General features: G+C 72.4%; 19 protein-coding genes and 3 pseudogenes. 7 read left to right on the forward strand and 15 right to left on the reverse strand.

The annotated features are described in order from the left end of the window. The 9 genes and pseudogenes from EBN88_RS18225 to EBN88_RS18265 all read right to left on the reverse strand — a co-directional run. On the reverse strand, window positions 1-520 hold a 520-nt coding region (locus EBN88_RS18225), incomplete at its 3' end, for an alpha/beta hydrolase (protein ID WP_122184962.1). Then, window positions 517-1,773 (reverse strand): kynureninase, encoded by a 1,257-nt coding sequence (kynU, locus tag EBN88_RS18230; protein WP_122184963.1) that lies wholly within the window; start codon window positions 1,771-1,773, stop codon window positions 517-519. The genes EBN88_RS18225 and kynU, both read right to left, overlap by 4 nt. A 106-nt stretch (window positions 1,774-1,879) precedes the next feature. Continuing rightward, entirely contained in the window at window positions 1,880-2,293 is a 414-nt protein-coding gene (locus EBN88_RS18235) for a DUF3151 domain-containing protein (protein ID WP_122184964.1), read from the reverse strand. 72 nt (window positions 2,294-2,365) lie between these two features. After that, the gene (fbaA, locus tag EBN88_RS18240; protein WP_122184965.1) at window positions 2,366-3,388 is read right to left on the reverse strand and encodes a class II fructose-bisphosphate aldolase; all 1,023 of its coding nucleotides are present in this window, start codon (window positions 3,386-3,388) and stop codon (window positions 2,366-2,368) included. A gap of 166 nt (window positions 3,389-3,554) precedes the next feature. Continuing rightward, window positions 3,555-4,091: an orotate phosphoribosyltransferase gene (gene pyrE, locus EBN88_RS18245; protein WP_122184966.1), complete on the reverse strand. Its 537-nt coding sequence runs from the start codon at window positions 4,089-4,091 to the stop codon at window positions 3,555-3,557. A gap of 10 nt (window positions 4,092-4,101) precedes the next feature. Then, on the reverse strand, window positions 4,102-4,914 hold the full coding sequence (locus tag EBN88_RS18250; protein WP_233580770.1) for an aldose epimerase family protein: 813 nt from the start codon (window positions 4,912-4,914) through the stop codon (window positions 4,102-4,104). 130 nt (window positions 4,915-5,044) lie between these two features. Beyond that, window positions 5,045-6,436: an SRPBCC domain-containing protein gene (locus EBN88_RS18255; protein ID WP_158621422.1), complete on the reverse strand. Its 1,392-nt coding sequence runs from the start codon at window positions 6,434-6,436 to the stop codon at window positions 5,045-5,047. Between the two features lie 122 nt (window positions 6,437-6,558). Beyond that, window positions 6,559-7,302: pseudogene (locus EBN88_RS18260) on the reverse strand (spermidine synthase); the annotation flags it as partial. Further along, complete coding sequence (locus EBN88_RS18265; RefSeq protein WP_122184968.1) at window positions 7,299-7,883, reverse strand: DUF2617 family protein; 585 nt, start codon at window positions 7,881-7,883, stop codon at window positions 7,299-7,301. The gene EBN88_RS18265 and the pseudogene EBN88_RS18260, both read right to left, overlap by 4 nt. 419 nt (window positions 7,884-8,302) lie before the next feature. On the opposite strand from EBN88_RS18265, the gene EBN88_RS18270 reads away from it, so the two are divergent. The 5 genes from EBN88_RS18270 (at window position 8,303) to EBN88_RS18290 (ending at window position 15,005) form a co-directional block, all read left to right on the forward strand. Then, window positions 8,303-10,012, forward strand: a complete 1,710-nt coding sequence (locus EBN88_RS18270) for an ABC transporter family substrate-binding protein (protein ID WP_233580771.1) — start codon at window positions 8,303-8,305, stop codon at window positions 10,010-10,012. Between the two features lie 203 nt (window positions 10,013-10,215). Then, on the forward strand, window positions 10,216-11,727 hold the full coding sequence (locus tag EBN88_RS18275; RefSeq protein ID WP_122184970.1) for an ABC transporter permease: 1,512 nt from the start codon (window positions 10,216-10,218) through the stop codon (window positions 11,725-11,727). Between the two features lie 13 nt (window positions 11,728-11,740). After that, window positions 11,741-12,727, forward strand: a complete 987-nt coding sequence (locus EBN88_RS18280; protein WP_122184971.1) for an ABC transporter permease — start codon at window positions 11,741-11,743, stop codon at window positions 12,725-12,727. Further along, entirely contained in the window at window positions 12,727-13,869 is a 1,143-nt protein-coding gene (locus EBN88_RS18285) for an ABC transporter ATP-binding protein (protein WP_122184972.1), read from the forward strand. Before EBN88_RS18280 ends, EBN88_RS18285 begins: the two co-directional genes overlap by 1 nt. Beyond that, window positions 13,866-15,005, forward strand: a complete 1,140-nt coding sequence (locus EBN88_RS18290; RefSeq protein ID WP_122184973.1) for an ABC transporter ATP-binding protein — start codon at window positions 13,866-13,868, stop codon at window positions 15,003-15,005. Before EBN88_RS18285 ends, EBN88_RS18290 begins: the two co-directional genes overlap by 4 nt. A gap of 70 nt (window positions 15,006-15,075) precedes the next feature. Here the strand turns inward: EBN88_RS18290 and EBN88_RS18295 are convergent, their stop codons facing one another. The 3 genes from EBN88_RS18295 to clpB form a co-directional block, all read right to left on the reverse strand. Next, the gene (locus tag EBN88_RS18295; RefSeq protein WP_122184974.1) at window positions 15,076-15,372 is read right to left on the reverse strand and encodes an MTH1187 family thiamine-binding protein; all 297 of its coding nucleotides are present in this window, start codon (window positions 15,370-15,372) and stop codon (window positions 15,076-15,078) included. Continuing rightward, window positions 15,369-15,980 carry a YbjN domain-containing protein gene (locus EBN88_RS18300; protein ID WP_122184975.1) on the reverse strand — a complete coding sequence of 204 codons (612 nt, stop codon included), beginning with the start codon at window positions 15,978-15,980 and terminating at the stop codon, window positions 15,369-15,371. Before EBN88_RS18300 ends, EBN88_RS18295 begins: the two co-directional genes overlap by 4 nt. A gap of 148 nt (window positions 15,981-16,128) precedes the next feature. Next, complete coding sequence (gene clpB, locus EBN88_RS18305) at window positions 16,129-18,780, reverse strand: ATP-dependent chaperone ClpB (protein WP_122184976.1); 2,652 nt, start codon at window positions 18,778-18,780, stop codon at window positions 16,129-16,131. Between the two features lie 203 nt (window positions 18,781-18,983). Here clpB and EBN88_RS18310 point away from each other — a divergent pair. Beyond that, a pseudogene (locus EBN88_RS18310) lies at window positions 18,984-19,569 on the forward strand (Uma2 family endonuclease). 13 nt (window positions 19,570-19,582) lie between these two features. Here the strand turns inward: EBN88_RS18310 and EBN88_RS18315 are convergent. The 3 genes from EBN88_RS18315 to EBN88_RS18325 are packed head-to-tail and all read right to left on the reverse strand — an operon-like array spanning window position 19,583 to window position 20,993. Continuing rightward, the gene (locus EBN88_RS18315) at window positions 19,583-19,828 is read right to left on the reverse strand and encodes a type II toxin-antitoxin system RelE family toxin (RefSeq protein ID WP_122184977.1); all 246 of its coding nucleotides are present in this window, start codon (window positions 19,826-19,828) and stop codon (window positions 19,583-19,585) included. Next, a complete protein-coding gene (locus EBN88_RS18320; protein WP_233580772.1) occupies window positions 19,825-20,076 on the reverse strand; it encodes a type II toxin-antitoxin system Phd/YefM family antitoxin in 252 nt (83 codons plus the stop codon). Before EBN88_RS18320 ends, EBN88_RS18315 begins: the two co-directional genes overlap by 4 nt. A gap of 44 nt (window positions 20,077-20,120) precedes the next feature. Beyond that, on the reverse strand, window positions 20,121-20,993 hold the full coding sequence (locus EBN88_RS18325) for a trypsin-like serine peptidase (RefSeq protein ID WP_122184978.1): 873 nt from the start codon (window positions 20,991-20,993) through the stop codon (window positions 20,121-20,123). Window positions 20,994-21,167: 174 nt separating this feature from the next. On the opposite strand from EBN88_RS18325, the pseudogene EBN88_RS18330 reads away from it, so the two are divergent. Continuing rightward, window positions 21,168-21,621, forward strand: a pseudogene (locus EBN88_RS18330) (hypothetical protein); the annotation flags it as partial.

Raw genomic sequence — 21,621 nt, forward strand, 5'->3', positions numbered from 1 at the left:
CCCCGGCCGCGCCGCCGAGCAGCGCGCGGACGGCGCCCCGGCCCAGGTCGAGCGCGAGCGCGCGGCCCAGATCGCTGACCGCCGCCACCCCGAACACCGCGCGCACCCGGGGATGGTCGGCCGCCCACAGCGCCAGCTGCCCGCCCGCCGAGTGGCCGACCAGCACCACGGGACGTTCCCCCGGCAGCGCGTCGAGCCCGGCCCGCACATCGCGCCCGGTCGCCGGCCAGCCCCCGCCCCCGCCGACCCTGCGGTACTCGGGCAGCGCGACCGACACCCCGCGCGCCACCAACGCCCGCGCGAACGGCGTCAGATGGCGGCGGTCGAACGCCTCCCGCCAGAACCCGCCGTGCAGCAGCACCACCGCCGGCTCCTCAGGCCCGTGCAGGTCCACCAGCTGCGCCGGGTGCTCGCCATAGCGCACCGTCCGCTCCGGCGGGGCCGGGGCGAAGGGCGCCAGCAGCGCGGCCAACTCGGCCGCGTCCGGGCCGCGTTCCGGCGCCCCGGCGGTGCCGCTCACCGGCCGCCGTTTCCCGCGGGTCCCGTGGGGCGCTCCGCGAGCAGCTCCCCCAGGGTCGCGGCGGCCCGTGCCGCCTCGGCGAAGCCGGTGTAGAGCGGCGCGAAGCCGAACCGCAGCACGTCGGGCGGCCGGTGGTCGGCCACCACGCCGCGCGCGACCAGCCGGCCCAGCAGCCCGGCCGCGTCCGGGCAGCGCAGCGAGACCTGGCTGCCGCGCCGGGCGTGCTCGGCCGGGGTCAACGGCGCGGCCGCCCCCTCGGGCACCAGCTCGCCCACGCACTCCAGGAAGAAGTCCGTCAACGCCAGGCTCTTGGCGCGGACCACCGCCACCTCCACGCCGTCGAAGGCGTCGAGCGCGGCCTCCAGCGCCAGCATCGACAGGATGTCGGGCGTGCCGACCCGCAGCCGCCGCGCGCCGGCGTGCGGCGCGTAGTCGGCGCTCATGGCGAACGGGTCCCGGTGTCCCCACCAGCCGGGCAGCGGGCTGTCGAAGCGCGACAGGTGATCGGCCCGCACATAGGCGAAGGCGGGCGCGCCCGGGCCACCGTTGAGGTACTTGTAGCCGCAGCCCACGGCGAGGTCGACGGCGTGCCGGTCGAGGTCGACGGGCAGCGCGCCCGCGCTGTGGCACAGGTCCCACAGCGCCAGCGCGCCCGCCTCGTGCAGCGCCGCCGTCAGCGCCGGCAGGTCGCGCAACTCCCCGCTGCGGTAGTCGACGTGGTTGACCAGCGCGACGGCCGTGTGCGCGCCGGCCTCGGCCGCGATCCCGGCCGGCGGCAGCGCCCGCAGCCGGCGGCCCGTCATCCGGGCGGCGGACTCGGCGACATAGCGGTCGGTGGGGAAGGTGTCGGCGTCCAGCAGGATCTCGTCCCGCCCGTCGCCGGCCAGCCGCACCGCGCCCACCAGCAGCTTGAAAAGGTTGACGCTGGTGGAGTCGCCGACCACCACCTGGCCGGGCGCCGCGCCCAGCAGCGGCGCCAGCCGGTCGCCGATCCGTTCGGGCGCGGTGTCCCAGCCGGACTCGGTCCAGGACCTGATCCGCAGCCGCCCCCACTCCTCGGCGACCACATCCGCCACCCGGCCGGGAACCGAACGGGGCAGCGCGCCCAGCGAGTTGCCGTCCAGATAGACGGCCTCGTCGAGCACGAAGCGGTCCCGGACCCGGCGCAGCGGGTCGGCCGCGTCGAGCGCCTCGGCGCGCCGGGCCAGCCGCGCGGCGGCTTCGGAGTTCGCGGGGGGCACGGGTCTGTTCATGCTGGCGGCACTCCGTCGGCGATCTCGATGCTTGGCGCGGCGAACGGCCGGGCCGGTCAACACCGGCGGAGGCGCCCCGCGTTCAGGGCGCCTCGCCCGGGATGGGTCAGGAGAGCGTGTCCGCCGCCGTCGGCGAGGAGTCCCGGAGGAACTGCGTGCAGCGCTCGTACTCCTCCTGCTCGCCGATGGCGCCGGCGGCCCGGGCCAGGGCGTGCAGGGCGCGCAGGAAGCCCCGGTTGGGCTCGTGCTCGAACGGCACCGGGCCGTGCCCGCGCCAGCCGTTGCGGCGCAACGCGTCCAGGCCCCGGTGGTAGCCGGTCCTGGCGTAGGCGTAGGACTCGATGACCCGGCCCTCGGCGAAGGCGTCGTCGGCGAGCTGCGCCCAGGCGAGCGAGGAGGTGGGGTACTTGGCCGCCACCTCGGCCGGCGCCGTGCCGGAAGCCAGCAGCTCGCGGGGCTCGGGGTCGTCGGGCAGATGGGTCGGGGGCGGTCCCCCGAGCAGATTCTCGTGCGTGACCATGGCTCCAGTCTGCCTTCCTGCCAGGGCCGCGCCCAGACGCGTCCGGGCGCGGCCGTCGTCGCCGGCGCGTGCCTACTTCAGCTTGGTGCCGGTGGACCGCAGGTCGGCGCAGGCCCGGGTGACCCGCTCGGCCATGCCGCCCTCGGCGGACTTGCCCCAACTGCGCGGGTCGTAGGTCTTCTTGTTGCCGACCTCGCCGTCGACCTTGAGCACGCCGTCGTAGTTGCGGAAGACGTGGTCGACGATGGGCCGGGTGAAGGCGTACTGGGTGTCGGTGTCCAGGTTCATCTTCACCACGCCGTTCTCCAGCGCGGTGGCGATCTCCTCGTTGGTGGAGCCGGAGCCGCCGTGGAAGACGAAGTCGAACGGGTCCTGCTTGCCGGTCACCTCGGCGACGCCCCGCTGGAGGTCGCTGAGCAACTCGGGGCGCAGCACCACGTTGCCCGGCTTGTAGACGCCGTGCACATTGCCGAAGGAGGCGGCCAGCAGATAGCGGCCGCGCTCGCCGGTGCCCAGCGCCTCGGCGGTGCGGAGCGCGTCGTCAACGGTGGTGTACAGCTCGTCGTTGATCTCGTGGGAGACGCCGTCCTCCTCGCCGCCGGTGGGGGTGATCTCCACCTCCAGCACGATCTTGGCGGCGGCGGCCTGGGCCAGCAGCTCGGCGGCGATCTCCAGGTTGTCCTTGAGGGTCTCGGCGGAGCCGTCCCACATGTGCGACTGGAACAGCGGGTTGAGGCCCCGGTCCACGCGCTCCTTGGAGATCGCCAGCAGCGGGCGGACATAGCCGTCCAGCTTGTCCTTGGGACAGTGGTCGGTGTGCAGCGCCACGTTGACCGGGTACTTCTCGGCGACCACGTGCGCGAACTCGGCCAGCGCGCGGGCGCCGGTGACCATGTCCTTGTTGTACTGGCCGCCGAGGAACTCGGCGCCACCGGTGGAGATCTGGACGATGCCGTCGCTCTCCGCCTCGGCGAAGCCCCGCAGCGCGGCGTGCAGGGTCTGCGTCGAGGTCACGTTGATGGCCGGGTAGGCGAACTTGCCGGCCTTCGCCCGGTCCAGCATCTCGTTGTAGACCTCGGGGGTCGCGATGGGCATCTGTCCGCTCCTTGAGTGTGCGATGGGCTGCTACTCGTCATCAGGGAACGTCTTCGTTGGCGTCCCGGGCGTCATCGTCGGGCCCATCCTCCCAGACGGCGGCAGGCGGCCGTGACGGCCTGCCTCGGTTTCACGTGAAACCATGACGCTGTGTAGTCTCCGCAGCTCAGTCCAGCCCGAGATCGGCCAGGTCGAACGCCGCGTGGTAGGGCAGCCCGGCCGCCTCGACCGCCGGCCTGGCGCCGCGCTCCACGACCACCGCCACCGCGACCACCTCGGCCCCGGCCTCGCGGAGCGCCTCGACGGCGGTGAGCACGGAGTTGCCGGTGGTCGAGGTGTCCTCCACGGCCAGCACCCGCCGGCCGGTGACGTCCGGGCCCTCGATCCGCCGCTGAAGGCCGTGGGCCTTGCCGGCCTTCCGCACCACGAAGGCGTCCAGCCGCTCGCCCCTCGCCGCCGCCGCGTGCAGCATCGCGGCGGCCACCGGGTCGGCGCCCAGGGTCAGCCCGCCCACGGCGTCGTAGTCCAGCTCGCTCGTGAGGTCCAGCATCGTCTGGCCGACCAACGGGCCCGCCTCGCCGTCCAGGGCGACCCGCCGCAGATCGAGGTACCGGTCGCTCTCCTGCCCCGAGGAGAGGATCACCCGGCCGTGGACGACGGCCTTGTCCTTGATCTGCTGAAGAAGCTGTGCACGCGCACTCATGGCCCCGACTTTATGCCAGCCGCCACTCCCACCGGGTGGAGACCTCCAGCGGCTCCAACTCGGTGACCAGCCGGGGATGCGTGTTGAGGCCGTTGGGCGGCCCGGACTGCGGCTCCACGCAGACCGCCTCCGGCAGCTCGTCGTAGACCACCGCCCACTCCGCGCGGCTGGTGACGGTCAACGCCAGCTGCTCCGGCCAGTTCAGCCGGACCTCGACGCCGTCCGGCATCCCGAAGCAGTCGTCCCAGGGCCCCGGCTTGGGCGCGACCCGGTGGCCGGTCGGGAGATGGTCCTCGCCCCTCTCCTCCTGCCACTCGGCGGCGAAGTCGATCTCCACCGGCCTGCCGCCCTCGGTGAGCTGCCGCAGAAACCAGGGGTGCCAACCGGCCTGCGCCGGAAAGGAGTTGCCGGCGGTCTCCACCCCCAGGGTGAGGGTGACGGAACCGCCGTCCTCGGCCAGCTCCACCAGCTGGGTGACCCGGCCCGGGTAGGGCCAGGGCTCGATCAGATCGCAGTACAGGGCGACGGACCGCTCGTCCGCCCGCGCGGTCGTCCACGCCCGGCGGCGCACCGTGCCGTGGATGGCGTGCTCACCGGCGTCCACCGGAAGCTGGTGCTCGACGGCCCCGTTGCGAAACCTGCCCCGCCGCGTGCGACCGCACCAGGGCGCCATCACAAAGGAGCCGAAGCGCTCGCCCTGGCGCAGCAGTTGCAACCCGCCGACCGTCAGCGACGAGAGCCGCGCCCCCTGGTCGGGACGGACGACCAACTCGGCATCGCCGGCGCGGAGTCGAATTCCACGTTCCCTGTCATCGATGGTCACCCCTCGACGATAACGATCTGATGTATGAAATGACTAATGGTGACCTCATGCTGGACAGCGCGTTGCGCTGCCGCGGGCTTGGGGAGCGACGGCCGGGCCGCCGGGGCAGCCCGGCCGGGCTGCCCCGGCGTCAGCGACGCCGGAGAACGCGGCGCAGCGCCACCGCCGAGGCCACAGCGAGCGCGGCCGCCGGCGCGGCCCAACGGAGCAACGCGCCGGAGCGTCCGCCCTCCTCGGGCGCCGGCTCGGGGGCGTAACGCCCGCGCGGCGGGGCGTGATCGACCTCCTCCGCGCTCCTGCCGATCATCGTGCGCCGGGCGTGGTCGGCCTCGGGCGCGGGCAGCGAGGAGGGTTCGGAACGTTCGGGGTTCAACGCCGACGGGGTGGCCTCGCCCCGCCCGGCGGCCCTGCCCCCGACCGAGCCCGGCTCCGCCGCAGGCTCGGAGGCCGCCGGCTCCACGGGGGCCTGGCCGGCCGGGCCAGACCCCGAAGCGTCGCCCGGGCCGGCCTTCTCGTCACGGGAGGTGGCTCCACCGGCATCGTCCTCCTCGCCGACCGCGTCCCGATCACCGGCCGAACCGTCGGAGGCGGCGCCGGCCGCCGCGCCGGCACCGTTCACCGAGCCCCCGGAGGCGGACCCAGCGCCCTGCGACACCGCACCGTCGCCCTCGGAAGCCGCCCCCGAACTCCCCGACGAGCCCCCGCCGTTCACCGCACCATCGTCGGAGACACCCTCGCCGGAGGCCGAACCCACACTCCCGGACTCACCCCCGCCGGAGGTGGAGCCGCCACCGCCCGCACCATCCCCCACACCGCCAGACCAGTCCTCGCCGTCCTGCGCACCACCACCGGCGGCCGACCCGCCCGAAGCACCCCCGCCGGAGGCGGTCGGCCCCGTCGGCTCCTCCGCCGAACGCCCCCTCGGCACCCCGGCCGCTCCCGAGGCGCTGCCGCCGCCAGGCGGCGTCGGCGGCGTCGGCGACGCCGTCGGGATGCCCGGGATCGCCCGCTCGTTGTCGTCCGGCTCGCCGATGCCGCCCGAGGGCGGCATCGGCGTCGCCTCCTGTGACAGCTCGTCGGCCAGCGCGGCAGCGAAACGATCCAGCAGCCGTCGCCCCGTCGACTCCCGTTGCTCGTCGGTGAGTTCGGCCAGCCGCCCGGTGGCCGTCAGCCGGCCGTCGATGGCGAGCGCGCAGGCCGCGCCCCCGTCGACCGGACGCGGAGTGACCGTCAGCAGCAGGTTGACCGTGCCCGATCCCCGCGCCTCCTCGCCCTCGACCCGCACCTGGCAGCCCGCGCCCTCCGTCGGGGCCAGCGCCAGCGACCCCCGGTACGTGATGCTGGAGGAGCCCACCCGCAGCCGCAGCCGGCCGCGCAGCGCGTCAGGCCCGGCGTCCCGGTCGGCCGGCGTCCCCGGCTGGGCCGGCTGGAGCCCCGGCACACAGCGCGCCACCCGCCGGGGCTCGGCGAAGGCGCTCAGGACGACAGCGGGGGCGTAAGGGAGGTAGACCTCGTGCTCCATGGCGCGGAGCCTACCCACTGATCGGCGCATATGTTACTGGTCGGGCCAAACGCACCGCGCGCCGCCGAGGGGGCGCAGGAGAACGTCGCCACCCGGTCCTCCGCCGTCCGTTGGCGCAGCAGCCGTTCGGCCCGTTCGCCCAGCGAGTCCACCGTGAGCGTGCAGGCCAGGAGCACCGCCGTGACGCCCAGCACCACCAGCGTCAGCCGCGCGAGCGTCGGCCGGCTGAGGTCGCCACGGAAGAGCCAGAGCACGACGGCGCCGCCGGCCAGCGCGTTGACGACGCCGGTCAGCAGCGCCGCGTTGAGGTGGCCGAGGAGCGGCAACAGGAGAAAGGGGAAGGCGAGGCCGCCCAGCAGCGCCCCCACGTAGTCGGCGGCCGACAGGTCGGCGACCGCCCGCCCGGCGTCCTGCCGTCTGATGCGTTGGATCAGGGTCATCAGCAGCGGCATCTCCGCGCCGATCAGCAGCCCGATGGTCAGCGAGAACGCGATCAGCGCCGGCCGCACCTCGCCCATCCACAGGAAGCACAGGTGCAGCACCGTCGCCGAGCAGCCGCCGACGAGCGCCAACAGGGCCTCGATCAGCGCGAAGTTGACGGAGGCGCGGGCGCGCAGCCGCTTGGCGCCCAGCGAGCCGATGCCCATCGCGAAGACCATCGAGGAGAGCACGAGGGAGGTGAGGGTGACCGTGTCCCCCACCAGGTAGTCGGCGAGGGCGATCAACTCCAGTTCGTAGACGAGTCCACAGGCCGCGCAGACGAAGACCGCGGCCAGCACGAGGGCCCGCCCCACCCCCGGAGGCACCGGCAGCGCGGCGGTGGAGGAGGGGCCGCCCGCGCGCTCGGCTTCGGACGTCTCGATCATGAACCGAACGTTACGTCACACCTCGAACTCGCCCTGTCACCCACAGGAGTGGACTTCCCCGCCGTCTCCACGGCGCGCAGCGCGCCCACGACGCGGGTCCTGGTGGCCACCAGTCGCCGCTCCTGGGGATAGGAGTGCCAGGTGCGCCAGTGGACCTGCCCGCCCTGCCGCTGGGCGAGCAGCGCGGTGAACGCGTTGGGGTCGCCGGGGAACAACGCGGCGAGCCCGTGGGGGTGTTCGGCCACCAGCGCGAGCAGCTCCTGGGCGCGTCCGGCGAACGAGCCGGCGCTGAGCGTCTCCACATGGGCGGCGAACTCGTAGTCGTAGGCCCCGAGTCGGCGCGAGACCCCCAGCGGCAGCGGGGAGTTGTCGCCGGCCAGGCAGGCCACCGTCTCGGCGCAGCCGCCCCTGCTGCCGTTGAGCAGCACCTGGTGTGACGCGCCGAGGACGCGCAACTGGACGGAGTTGTCGGCCAGTCGCAGGTCGAGGGTGGCGAGCGCGGGCAGTGGCCCACGCTCCAGCGACCAGGTAAGGTCGCCCGCCCGGGTGTCGGTGAAGGTGGTGTTGATGGTCGTCAGCATGGAACCGCCCCCGCATGACACGCAGTTGAGGGTGGTGCGCCCGACCCTCCCAAGAGCAACGAATCCACCGAACCACGGAACTCCCCACGCCCACAGGCGTTTTACCCAACTCCGGCAAATTTCCCCCGCCGGGGGACAGGGTAGGTCAGGTGTCCACTAATCGACTGTCCGGATAGCGGACACCCGGGGGTGGTCAACGCGCGGAGACCGGGGCGAATCGCCCCCGTGTGCCGCCGAATGCGCCGACTCGTCGGTCACGGCGCGGCGTTCTTCACATCTCGGCTGCACAACGGTCACGGTGACGCACTTGTTAGGACCTCCATCAGTGAGGAGGCTCTCGACAACTTCACCCGAAGCCATTCACGCGCGGAAGGCCAGAGATGACGCGATTCGGCAGAACGTCGAGGCTCGTCGCGGCCATGTTGGGAGGGGCTCTCGTCCTCTCCGCATGTAGCGACGACGGCGAAGAGAGCAACGAGGAGTCGAACGCCGGGGGGAGCGGCGGCACGGTCACCTACGCGATGGCCCAGCCCTGGGACAGCTACAACGGCACCACGGCCGGCGCCAACTCGGCCGCCAACGGCCAGGTGATGGAGCAGGTGCTGTCCGGCTTCTGGCGCTTCGGCAACGAGGACGGTCAGCCCATACCGAACGAGGAGTTCGGTACGTTCGAGATGACCTCCGAGGACCCGCTGACCATCGACTACACCATCGATGAGAACGCGGTCTGGTCGGACGGCACCCCGATCGACTGCGACGACGTGCTCCTGTGGTGGACCGCGAAGAGCGGTCGGTGGGACAGCATGTTCTCCTCGCCCGGCACCGTCGGCATCGAGGACACCGCGATGCCGGAGTGCGCCGACGGCGACAAGTCGTTCACGCTCGTCTACGACCAGCCCTACGCCGACTGGCTCACCGCCGGCCCCGGCCACGGCAATGTGGTGTTCCTGCCGGCCCATGTCGTGGCCGAGCAGGCCGGGTTCACCCCGGAGGAGTTCCTGGCCGCCCTCCAGGCCGACGACCCGGCGCCTCTCGAGCCGGCCGCCGAGTTCTTCAACAACGGCTGGCTGATCGACGGCGCGCTGCCCGACGAGTCGCTGATCCCCTCCTCGGGCCCGTACAAGATCACCGACTACGCGGCCGACCAGTATGTGACGCTGTCCCGGAACGAGGACTACTGGGGCGAGCCCGGTGCCGCCGACACCATCATCATCCGGATGATCGCCGAGCCCGAGCAGGTGCAGGCGCTCCAGAACGGCGACGCCGACATCATCGAGCCGCAGCCCACGGTGGACATGGCCCAGCAGATCGAGGCCGCCAGCGGCATCGAGTCCGTGGTGGGCGAGGAGTACGTCTACGAGCACCTGGACTTCAACTTCAACAACGGCCCGTTCGCCGACTCGCACGCGCTGCGCGAGGCGTTCGCGCTCTGCGTGCCCTACGAGACGCTGGTGGACAACCTGATCAAGCCGGTGGTCCCGGACGCGACCGTCAAGCAGGTCCGCAACGTGGCGCCCTGGGACGAGGGTTACCAGGAGGCCGTGGACGCCTCGGCCGAGTGGATCGAGAGTTACGGCACCACCGACATCGAGCGTTCCCGCCAGATCCTGGAGCAGGAGAACGCGGTCGGCACCGAGATCGTCCTGGGCACCCTGGACAACCAGCGCCGCAACGACGCGGGTCTGCTGATCCAGAGTTCCTGCAACGAGGCCGGCTTCGAGGTGGACTTCCAGCCCGCCGCCGACTTCTTCGACACCACCGGGGCGCTCTCCGAGGGCCGCTTCGACGTCGCGATGTTCGCCTGGTCGGGCTCGCCGGACCGCTCCGGCTGGAACTCCACCTACCGCACGGTGGCCGAGTGCAGCCCGGACGGCAAGGGCAACAACAACGGCTGCTACGGCAACGAGGAGCTGGACGAGCTGCTGGACCAGGTGCTGCGCACCTCGGACCTCGCGGAGGCGGTCGACCTGACCGCCCAGATCGAGGCGCACCTCTGGGAGGACCTGGTCACCATCCCGCTCTACCAGCACCCGGGCATCACCGCCTGGAACAGCCAGGTGGAGAACGTGGTCTCCAACCCGTCCCAGAACGGCATCGTCTGGAACGCCCACACGTGGAGCAAGAGCTGACGCGAGATGACGGGTGTCGGCGCGCGCGCCGCGCTGACACCCGGCACGTCAACGGCGCCCGCGCGGCGCTGTGTTGAACGGGTGCGGGGCCGGGAACTGAGTCTTCCCGGCCCCGCGTCCCGTATCCGGGGACGCCCGTCGCGCCCCCGGCCCGCTCCCCACCCCCCGCAGAACTCACCTCGTGAACCTCAGGAGTCAGCGCCATGCTCGTCTTCATCGCGCGGCGGCTCTTCGTCTCGATCTGGGTCTTCCTCGCCTCCACGGTCGTGGTCTTCTTCCTGTCGACCCGCATCCGTGATCCGCTGGCCGACGCCAGACAGTTGCCGGACGGCGCCCGCGAGGCGGCGATGGCCGAGATATCCGAGCGCATGGGCCTGGACGACCCGGTCCTCGTCCGCTACTTCAACTGGCTGGCCGACGTCGTCACCGGCGACCTGGGCGTCGACCGGCAGGGCCAGAGCGTCAGCGCGGCCCTGGAGGGCGCGTTCACCGCGACCCTCCAACTGATCACCGGCGCGACCGTGTTGGCCATCGTCATCGGCATCGCCGTCGGCGTCATATCGGCGCTGCGGCAGTACACGGCGCTGGACCAGACCGTCACCTTCGTCGCCTTCGTCTGTTTCTCGCTGCCGATGTTCTGGGTCGGCACCCTGCTCAAGCAGTTCCTCGCCCTGGACTTCAACGACTGGCTGGCCGATCCGACCATCTCGCCGCTCTTCGTCGGCGGCATCTCGTTGATCGTCGGCCTGGCCTGCGGCTCGCTGGTCGTTGGCGACCGGCGCAGCCGGCTGACGGCGTTCGGCTCGGCGACGGCGGCGATGGCGGTGCTGCTGCTGGTGCTCTCCGCCACCGAGTGGTTCGCCGACCCGGGTCTCGGACCGATCGTCATCGCGCTGTCCGCCGTCGGCGGGGCGCTGGGGTTCACCACCCTGGTCACCGGCCTGGAGTGGCAGCCGCCGTTGAAGGCGGCGCTGGTCACCGCCGGCATCGGGGTGGTCGCCGCGCTGGCGCTCGGCCCGGTGCTGGAGGACCCCGAACTGCTGACCGTGGTGGGCCTCGCGCTGCTCACCGTGGCGATCAGCGGCGCCGTCGGCTGGTTCCTGGGCGGCGAGCTGTACCGGAGGACGGCCGTTCCCGCGTCGATCCTCACCGGCGTCTTCACCGGCGCGGTGATCTTCACCGACCGGATGCTCCAGTCGTTCGCCGACTACAGCGAGTCGGTGGGCGGCCGGCCGATCTCCACGATCGGCGCCGAGACGCCCAACTACTCGGGAACGTTCTGGGAGTCGGGCCTGGACTCGGTGGGCCACCTGGCGCTGCCGACGCTGGCCCTGGTCCTCATCTCGCTGGCGAGCTACACGCGTTACACCCGCGCCAGCATGTTGGAGGTCATGAACCAGGACTACGTCCGCACCGGCCGCGCCAAGGGCCTGAGCGAGCGGGCCGTGGTCACCCGGCACGTGCTGCGCAACGGTCTGATCCCGATCACCACGCTGGTCGCCTACGACATCGGCACCATCGTCGGCGGCGCGGTGCTGACCGAGGAGGTCTTCGGCTGGTCGGCGATGGGCTCCCTGCTGTTCCAGGGCATCGAGCAGGGCGACCCCATGCCGATCATGGCGTTCTTCCTGGTGGCCGGCGGCGCGATCGTGGTCTTCAACATGGTCGCCGACATCGTCTACGCCTTCCTCGACCCTCGCATCCGGTTGTCGTAAAGGAGATCGACCCATGACGCGAAACGCGGAGAGCGGGGCTCCCGAGAACGAGCTGAACGCGGCCCACGGCATGAGCGTGGTCGCCCGTTCCCAGAGCCAGTTGGTGCGCCGCCGGTTCTTCCGGCACCGGGGCGCGCTGGCCGGCATGGTGCTGTTCGGCCTGGTGGTGATCCTCGCGGTCACCAGCATCGGCGCCGGCCCCATACCCGGCTGGTGGGACAAGGACCCCACCACCACGGGCTCGGTCGTCGGCGAGGGCCGGCCCACCCTGTCGGTGCTGCCGGGCTTCCTCGGCGGCGGCGGGGTGCACCTGGGCGAGCACCCGTTCGGCCAGGACAACGTGGGGCGCGACTACTTCGCCCTCACCATGCGCGGCGCCCAGGTGTCGCTGCTGATCGCGGTGATCGTCGGCGTGGTCGCGACGCTGGTCGGGACCGTGGTCGGCGCGCTCGCCGGCTACTTCAGGGGCTGGACCGAGTCGGTGCTGATGCGGATCACCGACGTGGTGATCGCCGTTCCGACGCTGCTGCTGGCGGGCCTGATCGGGGTGATCGTGGCCGGCAGGGGCGTGGTGCTCTTCGCGTTCTTCCTCGGCCTGTGCATGTGGACGCAGATCGCCCGGCTGGTGCGCGGCGAGGTGCTGTCGCTGCGCGAGAAGGAGTATGTGGAGGCGGCCCGTTCGGTGGGCACCTCGGCCCGGCGGATCATCTTCAAGCACATCCTGCCGAACACGGTCGGCATCATCATCGTCTCGGCGACGCTGACCATCGCCACGGCGGTGCTGACCGAGTCGGCGCTGTCCTTCCTCAACCTGGGCGTGCGCCCGCCGGACACCTCGCTGGGGCGGCTGATCACCGACTACCGCACGGCGTTGAGCGTGCGGCCCTGGCTGTTCTACTGGCCCGGCGCGTTCATCATCGCCATCGCCCTGTCGGTGAACTTCATCGGCGACGGGCTGCGCGACGCCTTCGACCCCCGACAGACCCGGGTGCGTGACTGATGTCCCTGACTCCTCCCATCAACACACCGAAGGCCCCCACGCCGCCCGTCGAGGCGGCGGTCACGGAGGCGGCCGAAGAGGTCCACGCCGCCCACACGTTGGCCGACGCCAGGCCGCCGTCGGACGAGGAGATCCTCACCGTCGAGAACCTGACGGTCGAGTTCCCCACCGACGACGGCGCCGTCCAGGCGGTGCGCGGCCTGAGCTACACCCTGCGGGCCCGCGAGGTGCTGGGCATCGTCGGCGAGTCCGGCTCCGGCAAGTCGGTCTCCTCGATGGCCATCATGGGCCTGCTGCCCAAGTCGGCCCGGGTGCGCGGCTCGATCCGCTACCGGGGTCAGGAGCTGCTGACGCTGCGGCCGAAGGAGCAACGGGCGCTGCGCGGGCGGAAGATCGCGATGATCTTCCAGGACCCGATGACCTCGCTCAACCCGGTGCGCAGCGTCGGCGACCAGCTGGCCGAGGCGGTGCTGGCGCACCATCTGGTGCCGCGCCGCAAGGCGTTGGCCCGGGCGGCCGAGATGCTGAACCTGGTCGGCATCCCGCAGGCGGAACGGCGGCTGCGGGCCTACCCGCACGAGTTCTCCGGCGGGATGCGGCAGCGGGTGATGATCGCGATGGCCATCATCAACAACCCCGACGTGATCATCGCCGACGAGCCGACCACCGCGCTGGACGTGACCGTTCAGGCGCAGATCCTGGAGAAGCTCCTGGAGGTCAAGGACACGGTCAACGCCGCGATCCTGATGATCACCCACGACCTGGGCGTGATCGCCGGCATGGCCCACCGCACGCTGGTGATGTACGCCGGCAAGCCGGTCGAGGTCGCCGCAACCGACGACGTCTTCTACGAACCCCGAATGCCGTACACGGCCGGGCTGTTGGGCTCGATCCCGGCGCTGGACGGGGAGCGTGACGAGCGGCTGCGGCCGATCGCCGGCAGCCCGCCCTCGCTGATCCGGCTCCCCGCCGGCTGCCCGTTCTCGCCGCGCTGCCCGCTGACCACCGAGGTCTGCCGCACCGACGAACCCGAACTCGCCGAGGTCGGCGAGGGACACCGGGCCGCCTGCCACCACAGCGAGCGACTGGCCGAGGCCGAGGACGCCACGGCGTTCTTCCGCACCCCGGAGGAGGGGCGATGACCGCGACGACGGACCTGACCAAGAGCCGGGAGAGGGGTGGCGCCGAGGAGCTGCTGCGGGTGCGGGACCTGGTGGTCAACTTCCCGGTGCGCGGCGGGGGTCTGGTGCGCCGGACGGTGGGCCAGGTCCAGGCGGTGAGCGGGGTGTCGTTCACCGTGGACGAGGGCGAGACGCTGGGCGTGGTCGGCGAGTCCGGCTGCGGCAAGTCCACCACGGGCCGGGCCGTGCTCCAGCTGATCCGGCCGACCTCGGGCTCGGTCCGCTTCGACGGGCAGGAGATCACCGGGCTGAAGGCGGGCGAGCTGCGCCCGGTGCAGCGCAAGGCCGGCATGGTCTTCCAGGACCCGTACGCCTCGCTCAACCCGAGGCTGCCGGTGAACGACATCGTCGCCGAGCCGCTGAAGGTGCAGGGGCTGTGGCGGAAGGGCGGCCGGGCCAGGGTGGCGGAGCTGCTGGAGCTGGTCGGGCTCAGCCCGGAGCACGGCAACCGCTACCCGCACGAGTTCTCCGGCGGGCAGCGGCAGCGCATCGGCATCGCGCGGGCGCTGGCGCTCCAGCCGAAGCTGCTGGTGCTGGACGAGCCGGTCTCGGCGCTGGACGTGTCGGTCCAGGCCGGGGTGGTCAACCTGCTGGAGGACCTCCAGGAACGGCTGGGCGTGGCCTATGTGTTCATCGCCCACGACCTGTCCGTGGTGCGCCACATCTCGGACCGGGTGGCGGTGATGTACCTGGGCAAGGTCGTGGAGACCGGCACCAGGGACGAGGTGTACGAGCGCCCCTCGCACCCCTACACCCAGGCGTTGCTGTCGGCCGCGCCGCTGGCCGACCCGAGGCGGGAGCGGCAGCGGCGGCGCACGGTGCTGACGGGCGACGTGCCCAGCCCGCTGGACCCGCCGAGCGGCTGCCGGTTCCGCACCCGCTGCTGGAAGGCGCGGGACATCTGCGCGACGGAGGAGCCGGAGCTGCGCGACCGGGGCACCGGCCACCCGGTGGCCTGCCACTTCGCGGAGGAGGTCGGCCCGGGCGTGGCGGCCGTTGACGCCCCGGTGCCGGGCGTGGCGGCGGCGTTGGAGAAGGCCGCGCCGTCGGAGAAGGCCGCGCCGTCGGACAAGGCGGGCTCGGAGGCGACGGGCTGAACGGCCGGGCGGGCGCCGGCCGTTGTTCACTTCGGCCGGGCGCCCGCCCGTGCGGCCGCTCGCGCGCGGGTCACTCCTCGGCGAGCAGCTCCTCGACGCGGCGCGCCTTCGCCGTCAGGCCGTCGGTGACGCCCCGCCGGATGTCGGCCTTGAGCACCAGGCTGACCCGCCCGGCCCTGGCCTCGACGGCGGCCACCGCGTCCCTGACCACCGCCATCACCTCGTCCCACTCTCCTTCGAGCGAGGTGAACATGGCGTCGGTGCGGTACGGCAGCCCGCTGTCGCGCACCACCCGCACCGCCTCGGCGACCTCCTCGCCGACGTCCTCACCGGCGCCGATCGGGGTCACCGAGAACGCGACGATCACGCCGGGTCCCCGGGCGCGGCCTCGCCGTTCTCACCGGCCGCCCCGCCCTCGTCGGCGTTCTCCACGTCCTTGGCCAGGCCGAGGCGTTCGACCAGCCACCGGTCGAACTCCATGCCGGCGCGCACCCAACTGACCACGCTCGCCACGAAGTGGTCGAACGCGACCCCGGCGCCCAGCAGCATGTGCACGTCGCCGACGAGCCGCACGGTGCCGTCGTCGTTGGTGTGGGTGTAGACCTTGGGCCACAGCGTGGTGTGGTTCCACTCGTCGACGCTCTCCAGCAGCCGGGGCTTGTCGTCGAGTGAGTGCGGCCTGGCGTAGAAGGTGCGCATCGAGAGCACGCGCTGCTTCTCCTCGCCCCGGAACATGAAGTACGTGCGGTACTGCTTCCAGGGCGCCACCAGGTCGCCCTGCTTGTCCACCACGTACTTCAGCTGCATCCGGTCGAGCAGCTGCTTGAGCAGGTCCTGGTTGGGCATGATCGGGCCGGTCGGCTTGGTCGCCCTCTGCTGACCTTGCTGGCCTTGCTGCTGTCCCTGGCCGCTCTGCTGCTCGGGCTTCTCGGGCCGCCCTCCGAAGTTCGGGATGGCGGACGGGTCAACGGACACGGGGGGTCCCTTCGTACGGATTAGCGGACTCCCCATCCTCTCCCACCACCGCCCCCGGCGGGCAACCAGCAGGAAGGGGGCATGTCCGCCCAAGATCCGCGCCCCCGGGCGCGTGCCCGGGGGCGCGGGGCGCCGCGCGCGCCGCGCGTCAGGCGGCGTCCGACGCGACGGGGCGTTCGTCGTCCGGCCCGGCGGACTCGGTCGCCTCGGCCGGCTCCACCGGCTCGACGGTCAGATCGCCGTCGAGGGCCGCGTCCACCCGGACCGTGGAGCCGTCCCGCACCTCACCGGAGAGGATCTTCCGCGCCAGCCGGTCGCCGATCGCCGTCTGCACCAGCCGCCGCAGCGGCCGCGCGCCATACGCCGGGTCGTGGCCCTGGAGCGCCAGCCACTCCAGCGCCAGCTCGGTGACGTCCAGGGTGAGCCGCCGGTCGGCCAGCCGCCGTTGCAGCGCGTCGACCTGGAGCCGCGCGATCCGGCTCAACTCGGCGCCGCCCAGCGCCTGGAAGACCACCAGGTCGTCCAGCCGGTTGAGGAACTCCGGCCGGAACGCGGCCCGCACCGCCGCCAGCACCTCCTCGCGCTGCTGCTCCGGCTTGGCGAGGGGGTCCGTCAGATGCTGGCTGCCCAGATTGGAGGTGAGGATCAGCAGCGTGTTGCGGAAGTCGACCGTGCGGCCCTGCCCGTCCGTCAACCGGCCGTCGTCCAACACCTGGAGCAGCGTGTCGAACACCTCCGGGTGCGCCTTCTCCACCTCGTCCAGCAGCACCACCGTGTACGGGCGGCGGCGCACCGCCTCGGTCAGCTGGCCGCCCTCCTCGTACCCGACATAGCCGGGCGGCGCGCCCACCAGCCGGGCCACCGAGTGCTTCTCGCCGTACTCGCTCATGTCGACGCGGACCATGGCCCGCTCGTCGTCGAAGAGGAAGTCGGCCAGCGCCTTCGCCAGCTCCGTCTTGCCGACGCCCGTCGGGCCGAGGAAGAGGAACGAACCCGTCGGCCGGTCCGGGTCGGCCACCCCGGCCCGCGCCCGGCGCACCGCGTCGGAGACCGCGCGGACCGCCTCCGTCTGCCCGATCAGCCGGCGGCCCAGCTCCTCCTCCATCCGCAGCAGCTTCTCGGTCTCGCCCTCCAGCAGCCGGCCGGCCGGGATGCCCGTCCAGGCGGAGACCACGTCGGCGATCTCGTCGGGGCCGACCTCCTCCTTGACCATGGTGTCCTTCTTGGCCTCCTCCTCGGCCTCCGATGCGGCGGCCAACTCCCGCTCCAACGCCGGGATCTCGCCGTAGAGCAGCTTGGAGGCGGCCTCGAAGTCGCCCTCCCGCTGGGCCCGTTCGGCCACGCCCCTGGTCTCGTCCAGCCGCTCCTTCAGCTCGCCGACCCGGTTCAGGCCCTGCTTCTCCTTCTCCCAGCGGGCGGTCAGGCCGCGCAGCTCCTCCTCGCGGTCCGCCAGTTCGGCGCGCAGCCTGGCCAGCCGCTCCCGCGAGCCGACGTCCGACTCGTTGGCCAGCGCCAGCTCCTCCATCCGCAGCCGGTCCACGGCCCGCTGCAACTCGTCGATCTCCACCGGCGAGGAGTCGATCTCCATCCGCAGCCGGGACGCCGCCTCGTCCACCAGGTCGATCGCCTTGTCCGGCAGGAAGCGCGAGGTGATGTACCGGTCGGAGAGGGTGGCGGCGGCCACCAGCGCGCCGTCCGCGATCTGCACCTTGTGGTGCGCCTCGTAGCGGCCCTTGAGCCCGCGCAGGATGGCGATCGAGTCCTCCACGTCGGGCTCGGCGACCAGCACCTGCTGGAAGCGGCGCTCCAGCGCGGCGTCCTTCTCGATCCGCTCCCGGTACTCGTCCAGCGTGGTCGCGCCGACCATCCGCAGTTCGCCCCTGGCCAGCATCGGCTTGAGCATGTTCCCCGCGTCCATCGCGGAGTCCGCGCCGGCGCCCGCGCCGACCACGGTGTGCAGCTCGTCGATGAACGTGATGATCTGCCCGTCGCTCGACCTGATCTCGCCGAGCACGGACTTCAGCCGCTCCTCGAACTCGCCCCGGTACTTGGCGCCCGCCACCATGGCGCCCAGGTCGAGCGAGACCAGCCGCTTGTCCCGCAGCGACTCCGGCACGTCGCCCTTGATGATCCGCTGCGCCAGGCCCTCGACCACGGCGGTCTTGCCGACGCCGGGCTCGCCGATCAGCACCGGGTTGTTCTTGGTGCGGCGGGAGAGCACCTGCACCACGCGGCGGATCTCGTGGTCCCGCCCGATCACCGGGTCGAGCCGGCCCTCCCGCGCGGCCTCGGTGAGGTCGGTGCCGAACTTCTCCAGCGCCTTGTACGTCCCCTCGGGGTCGGCCGAGGTGACCCGCCGCTCGCCGCGCGCCTTCTGGAACGCCTCCTCAAGGCGACGGTCGCTCGCGCCCTGCTCGCCGAGCAGCGCGCCGGCCTGCCCGCCCCGGGCGGCCAGCCCGATCAGCAGGTGCTCGGTGGAGACGAAGGTGTCCCCCAGCCGGCCGGCCCGCTGCTGGGCGTCGGCGAGCACGGCGAGCAGCTCCCGGTTGGGCTGCGGCCGGGCGACGGAGGCGCCCCGCACCCGGGGCAGCTGCCCGAGCAGCCGCTCGGCCCCGGCCCGCAGCGCGGCCTGGTCGGCCTCGACGGCGGCCAGCAGATCCTGGACGTTCTCGTTGTCCCGCCCGGTGAGCAGCGCCAACAGCAGATGCTCGGGGGTGATGTCCGGGTGCCCGTCGGTGAGCGCGCGCTGACTCGCCACGCTGATGGCGTCCCGACTCCTGTTCGTCAACTCGGCGTTCACTTCGCGGTACTCCTCCGATCCCCACGGCCTGCCAGATGCTACGTGCGATAAGTTGAGTCTAGTCCACTCAAGGAGCTACGCGCCAAGCGTCCCCGGTCAACGTCCCGCACACATCCCCGTTCGTTCAGGTGAACGACGGGCATCCCGCGACGGCGGCGCCCGTCCGCCGACGAGACTGGCCACCGAGAACTCGGAGGTGCACCATGACGGCCATGGCGCATGAGCAACCCATGCCGATCGAGGACGACTCCCTCCTGGAGGGCTTTCTGGCGCTTGAGACGCCCGAGGGCTTCCACGCCGAACTTGTCGAAGGGGAGATCGTCGTGACCCCGCCCCCGGTCGGTGCCCACGAGGCGAACTTCAGCAGGCTGGTGCGTCAGGTGCTGAATACACTCTGCCGTCGAGATGGATGTCGCGGGGAACAAGGGCCTCGCGCTGCCCGGCGACGGCCGGCGGCTGCGCGACCACGTCATCCCCGACGCGACCTTCGCGCCCTACGACCTCGCCCTCTTCGACGCCGCGCCGTCCTGGATGGAGCCGGACGGCGTCGCTCTCGTCGCCGAGATCACCGGTTCCCGGCCCGAGCTGGACCGGGAGGCCAAGCGGCGCTGCTACGCCCTCGGCGGCATTCCCCTCTACCTGCTGATCGACCGCGAGGAGCAGACCGTCACCCTGCACAGCGAGCCCGCCCGCCGGGACTACGAGGCCGTCTTCTCCTTCACCTACGGCAAGCCGGTCCCCCTCCCGCCCCCGTTCGCCTTCGACCTGGACACCAGCCACCTGCTCTGACAGGGGCCGGCCCTCAGCGCAGGCGGCCGAGATGAATCACGGTCACCAGGACCCGCCGTTCCTTCACCTCGTACATCACCCGGTAGATCCCTACATGGGTGCGAAGGAGATCCGAGCTACCGAACGCGCCCCTCGGCCGTGGATCCCCACCAAGGCGGTCCACAGCGCTGAACACCTGCCGCACCCCATGAGGGTCGTCCTTGGCGAACCGTTCCGCTTGGGCGAGAGCCTCCGGCTCCCAGATGACCTCGTAGCTCACTCATCCTCGCCGAAGATCCGACGGAAGGCCTCCTCGTGCGGGACCCCCGCGTTCTCGCCATGAGCCTGGCGCTCCCGGTAGGCAGCCAGAGCCCGCAGTTCGTCAAGCTCCACAGCGTCGGCAGGGCTGACCAGTACGGCGACGGTCTGTCCGTGATCGGTGATGGCGACCGGCTCGCGGGTGGCGCTGACCTCGCGCGCGATAGCGCCTAGTCGAGCACGGGCCTGAACGATGGAGTACGTCATCATGCACAGAACTGTACACAAGTGTCATGCCGGCTGGGCCAGTTCCCTCAGCCCGCGTCGGCCGGTCCGCCGCCGGAGGCCCCCGCATTCGCCGGTCCGCCGTCGGAGGCAGCCGCGTCGGCCGGCCCGCCGCCGGTGAGAGCACCCGCCGCCTCGAAGAGGGGGCGGGCCGCCTCGGGGAAGGGGCGGCCGACGACCTGGCCCTCGCCGCTGCCCACGGACATCACCGCTACCACCGTCCCCGCCTCGGCCGCCGGGTCGTAGTCCTGGAGCCAGGGCCCGCCGCTGGAGCCGGCGGTCAGGTCGCAGCCGTCCAGCAGCAGCCCGCCGAGGTTGACCGGCTCCGCCTCGCTCTCGTCCAGCACATCGGTCTCGCCCGCGCAGTACCGCAGCGACTCCCCGTCGTACGGGTCGGCCGCCGGGTAGCCCAGCACCGCGACCTCGCCGCTCTCCCGCACCGGCTCGAACGCCAACTCGTTGGCGCCTGAAGCCTGTTGGACGGTGACGCCGTCCTTCGGCTCCAGCGCCAGAAAGGCGTAGTCGTGCGGCAGGATCGCCCCGGTCTCGCCGAACGGGTCCCATCCATCGGGCAGGTGGAACGCGGCCACCCGCCAGCCGTTCTCGCGGTAGCTGTCCCGCCCGTGGTCGTAGGCGGGAACGAAGTAGACATCCCCCGGAGTCCTCGGGCTCTCCCGCGCGCTGACGCAGTGCGCCGCCGTGGCCACCACGCTGCCGTTGGGCGCGTCCACCACCGCGCCCGAGCAGAGCCCGAGGCGGCCGTCCCCCGTCTCCCAGATGATCTTGCCCACGGTGCTCACCGTGCCCTGCGCCCAGGGATCGGCCGCCACCGCCGGGGGCGCCGTGACGAACAGCGCCGCCACGACGGCGGCGATGGCTATGGGCAGGCGCGCTACGTTCATACCGACACCCTGGGATCGCCCGGAGACGAAGTCCAGCCACCGTCCGCCGAACGAGTGGGTGATCCTCCCTCAGCTCGGGGCGCGCCGCGTTGACACCACGGCAACCCGGCTGCGGGCTCGGCCCCGGCCCGCCCGGCGGCTTCGCCGGGCCCGGCCGTGGGTAACAGCATGTGCATGGCATCGACGACGGTATCCCGCCCACAACTCCCGCCCCGGAGGCCAGCGTTGTCCCGTTCCCGCCAGCGTCGTTCGCCGCTCGCCCGGCGGGCGGGCCAGGCGGCGGTCGCCCTCGCCCTGTCCCTGCCGCTGCTCGCCGTCGGCGCCACCGCGCCGCCGGCGGCCGCCGGCACCGACCGGGACGCGCTCCAGCGCGCGTTCGACGAGGCCGCCGACGAGTACGGCGTGCCGGAGAGCGTGCTGCTCGGCGTGGCCTACCTCCAGTCCCGCTGGGACGGCCACGCCGGCGCGGCCAGCGTCTCCGGCGGCTACGGCCCCATGCACCTGACCGATGTCGCGACCGCGCTGGCCGAGGACGCCTCGGCCGCCGGCCACCACGGCCTCGGCCACCACGGCGTCGGGGGCGAGGACCCGCGCGGCGACGCGGCCCGCCCGCTGGCGCCCGCCGCCG

The sequence above is a fragment of the Streptomyces triticirhizae genome (assembly GCF_003696235.1).
Lineage (GTDB): Bacteria > Actinomycetota > Actinomycetes > Streptomycetales > Streptomycetaceae > Streptomyces > Streptomyces triticirhizae.

Bases quoted from the DNA above. Each gene is read 5' to 3' on its own strand.
- EBN88_RS18320 (WP_233580772.1), bottom strand. From the start codon at position 20,076: ATGATGACGTACTCCATCGTTCAGGCCCGTGCTCGACTAGGCGCTATC.
- EBN88_RS18255 (WP_158621422.1), bottom strand. From the start codon at position 6,436: ATGGAGCACGAGGTCTACCTCCCTTACGCCCCCGCTGTCGTCCTGAGC.
- kynU (WP_122184963.1), bottom strand. From the start codon at position 1,773: ATGAACAGACCCGTGCCCCCCGCGAACTCCGAAGCCGCCGCGCGGCTG.
- EBN88_RS18325 (WP_122184978.1), bottom strand. From the start codon at position 20,993: ATGAACGTAGCGCGCCTGCCCATAGCCATCGCCGCCGTCGTGGCGGCG.
- EBN88_RS18290 (WP_122184973.1), top strand. From the start codon at position 13,866: ATGACCGCGACGACGGACCTGACCAAGAGCCGGGAGAGGGGTGGCGCC.
- fbaA (WP_122184965.1), bottom strand. From the start codon at position 3,388: ATGCCCATCGCGACCCCCGAGGTCTACAACGAGATGCTGGACCGGGCG.
- EBN88_RS18285 (WP_122184972.1), top strand. From the start codon at position 12,727: ATGTCCCTGACTCCTCCCATCAACACACCGAAGGCCCCCACGCCGCCC.
- EBN88_RS18275 (WP_122184970.1), top strand. From the start codon at position 10,216: ATGCTCGTCTTCATCGCGCGGCGGCTCTTCGTCTCGATCTGGGTCTTC.
- EBN88_RS18280 (WP_122184971.1), top strand. From the start codon at position 11,741: ATGACGCGAAACGCGGAGAGCGGGGCTCCCGAGAACGAGCTGAACGCG.
- pyrE (WP_122184966.1), bottom strand. From the start codon at position 4,091: ATGAGTGCGCGTGCACAGCTTCTTCAGCAGATCAAGGACAAGGCCGTC.
- EBN88_RS18270 (WP_233580771.1), top strand. From the start codon at position 8,303: ATGTTGGGAGGGGCTCTCGTCCTCTCCGCATGTAGCGACGACGGCGAA.
- EBN88_RS18265 (WP_122184968.1), bottom strand. From the start codon at position 7,883: ATGCTGACGACCATCAACACCACCTTCACCGACACCCGGGCGGGCGAC.
- EBN88_RS18235 (WP_122184964.1), bottom strand. From the start codon at position 2,293: ATGGTCACGCACGAGAATCTGCTCGGGGGACCGCCCCCGACCCATCTG.